4 protein-coding genes and 1 pseudogene are annotated in these 2,582 nt (G+C 69.9%); 3 read left to right on the forward strand and 2 right to left on the reverse strand.

Annotation, left to right across the window (positions count from 1 at the left end; all coding sequences use genetic code 11):
- Together E1289_RS39310 and E1289_RS37230 are read right to left on the reverse strand one after the other, a co-directional pair.
- A pseudogene (locus E1289_RS39310) lies at positions 1-212 on the reverse strand (hypothetical protein); the annotation flags it as partial.
- 209 nt (positions 213-421) lie between these two features.
- Positions 422-709: a hypothetical protein gene (locus E1289_RS37230; RefSeq protein ID WP_131988837.1), complete on the reverse strand. Its 288-nt coding sequence runs from the start codon at positions 707-709 to the stop codon at positions 422-424.
- A gap of 220 nt (positions 710-929) precedes the next feature.
- Here E1289_RS37230 and E1289_RS37235 point away from each other — a divergent pair, with 220 nt between their 5' ends.
- The 3 genes from E1289_RS37235 to E1289_RS37245 all read left to right on the forward strand — a co-directional run.
- The gene (locus tag E1289_RS37235; RefSeq protein WP_165970783.1) at positions 930-1,331 is read left to right on the forward strand and encodes a YbaB/EbfC family nucleoid-associated protein; all 402 of its coding nucleotides are present in this window, start codon (positions 930-932) and stop codon (positions 1,329-1,331) included.
- Complete coding sequence (locus E1289_RS37240) at positions 1,328-1,630, forward strand: WXG100 family type VII secretion target (RefSeq protein ID WP_131988841.1); 303 nt, start codon at positions 1,328-1,330, stop codon at positions 1,628-1,630. Before E1289_RS37235 ends, E1289_RS37240 begins: the two co-directional genes overlap by 4 nt.
- Before the next feature lie 8 nt (positions 1,631-1,638).
- Positions 1,639-2,582, forward strand: a 944-nt coding sequence (locus E1289_RS37245) for a hypothetical protein (RefSeq protein ID WP_347813624.1), incomplete at its 3' end; no start/stop codon positions are given.

Consider the following 2,582-nt stretch of genomic DNA (forward strand, 5'->3'; position numbering starts at 1 on the left):
GGTTCGGCGGGCGGGGGGAACGACGGTGCGGCGAGGGGCGCCGGCGAGCCCGGTACGGGCGCGGGCCGGTGTTCCGCCGCCGGACGCGGCGCGTCGGCTCCCCAGGACGGTTGCGCGACGCTGGTCGGCGCATCGTCGAGCACCTGGAGCCCACGCCGCGAAACGCCGATGTCGCTCAGGACGGCCTGCTGCCAGCTGGAGTCGGTCACCATGCCCCCTCTCACCGGTCAGCCTACGAGCGTTCCGTACAAGGATCTCACCGAACCAAAAGCCTTATCCGGCCGTCTTACCCCTGAAACCGTCAAGGGCTCCCGCTAGCCTGTCCTCAACCCCGGACCGCCCCCAGCCCGTGAGACCTCCCGGAGCGACCATGCCCCCCACCTCGGCAAGGCGGAGGACGTCCCGGCCGCACCGGCCGGGATCAGCCGCTCTGGCCGGACTCGGCGTTCCGGGCGCCCTGCCGCCTGGCGATCGAAGCCTCGTACGCGGCCAGGGCCCGCTCGCCACCGGGTCGCAACTCGAACCGGATGCCGCGGTCGCCCTCGAACGGGTTCCGGTGATCGAACCCGGCGCGGTAGATCTCGTTCGGCACGCGTTCCGGAAAGGCGTCGCAATAGGGGATCCACCGGTCGAGCGAGCTCTCGGCCTCCGGGTTGGACCTCTTCTGCAACCGCACGCAGGCATCGCAGATGTTCGGCTTCCTGCGCATCGTTCACCCACCCTTTCCTGGTCTCCGGCTCGGCCTGCGCGGCGCACCGCGCGGTCCCCGCAGTGTTCCACAACGTCAGTGGCCTTCCCCACACGCTACGGACAGTCCAGGACGGGTTGCGATAAAGCCATCAACGGCTCTATAAATGATCAATCCCTGTGTACCTGTGATCGTGCGCGGTCGCGGGCTTCCCGAGCTCCCGACGAACAGAGGGGTGCCTGTGCGCGCTGAATGGCAGGCGCATATCGACGAACTCCTGCAGACATACCAGGAGAAGCGCCGGCAGATCCAGGAGATGCAGTCCAAGCTGGAGGCCATCGAGGCCGAGGCCGAGGCCGCCGACGGCATGGTGCGGGTCAAGGTCGACCGGCAGGGCCGGCTGGCCTCGCTCGAACTCGATCCACGCGTCCAGCGCAGGCTCGGCTCCACGGAGCTCGCCGAAGCGATCATGGAGGCGACCAAGGACGCGCAGACGCAGGTCACCGACCTGATACGCGAGGCGATGCAGGGGCTCGCCCCCGAGGGCGCGGCCGAGCACGGGTTCGACATCGCCAAGCTGCTGCCCGAACGCCCCGACGACATCAACGCCGTCCGCGAACGACTGGGAATCCTGCCGCCATGACCTACGAGCACCTAGAGGTCGACACAGAGGAACTGAAGCGCGCGGGCGAAGGATTCAAGACGGGCGCCGGCCAGCTCAAGGCGATCTACGACCGGCTCAGCTCCGCGCTCAGCGCCGAGGGCGAGTGCTGGGGGGCCGACGAGACCGGCAAGACGTTCGCCCAGGGCTACAAGGAGCCGAGCACGAGCGTCCAGGAGTCGTTTCCCAAGCTCAAGGACGGCCTGGAAGGCATCAAGAAGGGCGTGGACCAGATGGCCAGGACCTACAAGGCGGCCGAGGACGCCTCAAGGCTGAAGTGAACTGAGCCGTGGGTCTCGAGATACCGGAACCGGTCCAGTGGCTGGGTTGGATCATCGGAGCCGACTGGCCGGAGGGTGACGAGACGGCGATGCGCCGCTGCGCCGAGGCGTGGCGGACCGCCGGCACCGAGGTCGACGAGCTGATCCAGGAGCTCGTCCAGACGGCGTCCGACGTGCGCTCCGCGCTCGACAGCGGCGCCGCCGAGGCGTTCGGCCAGAAATGGGAGCAGTGGGTCACCACCGACCCCCAGATCCTGACCAAACTGGTCGAGTCGTGCGGGCAGCTCGCCGAGACGCTCGACGGCGGCGCGCTCGACATCGAGTACGCCAAGTACATGTTCATCGCCCTGCTGATCATCACGGCGATCGAGATCGCCTATCTGATCGCGGCGGCGTTCGCGACGTTCGGTGCGTCGACGGCGGCCATCCCGGCCGTGCAGGCCGCGGCGCAGGTCTCCGCCAGAACGATCGCCAAGGAGCTGCTGGAGCGGCTGAGCCAGCGGTTCCTCGGCGCCGTGCTGCGGGGCGCCATCGTCGGCGCCGTGGAGGGCGGCGGGCTCGACCTGCTCGTCCAGGGCGTGCAGATCGCGCAGGGCAACCGTGACGGCGTCGACTGGCAGAAGACCGGCGCGGCCACCCTGGACGGCGCGATCGGCGGCGCCATCTCCGGTGGTGTCTCGCACGGCATGGGCAGGGTCCCCGGCCTGGGCGACACCGCGGACACCGCACTCGGCAACATGGGCCGGGGCATGCTGCGGGAGGGGCTGTCCGAGGGCATCAGCGGCGTGGCCGGCACGGTCGCCACGGCCGCGATCCACGGCGACCCGCTGACCTGGGACGCCATCGCCAAGGGCGCCACGTCGGGGGCGTTCGGCGGCGCCGTCGGCGGCGGCAGGGACGGCCTCAGCAGCTACAACGCATCGCTGCCCGGCGGAGACCCGCCGACCCCGAC

The organism is Actinomadura sp. 6K520 (assembly GCF_004349245.1).
Taxonomy (GTDB): domain Bacteria; phylum Actinomycetota; class Actinomycetes; order Streptosporangiales; family Streptosporangiaceae; genus Spirillospora.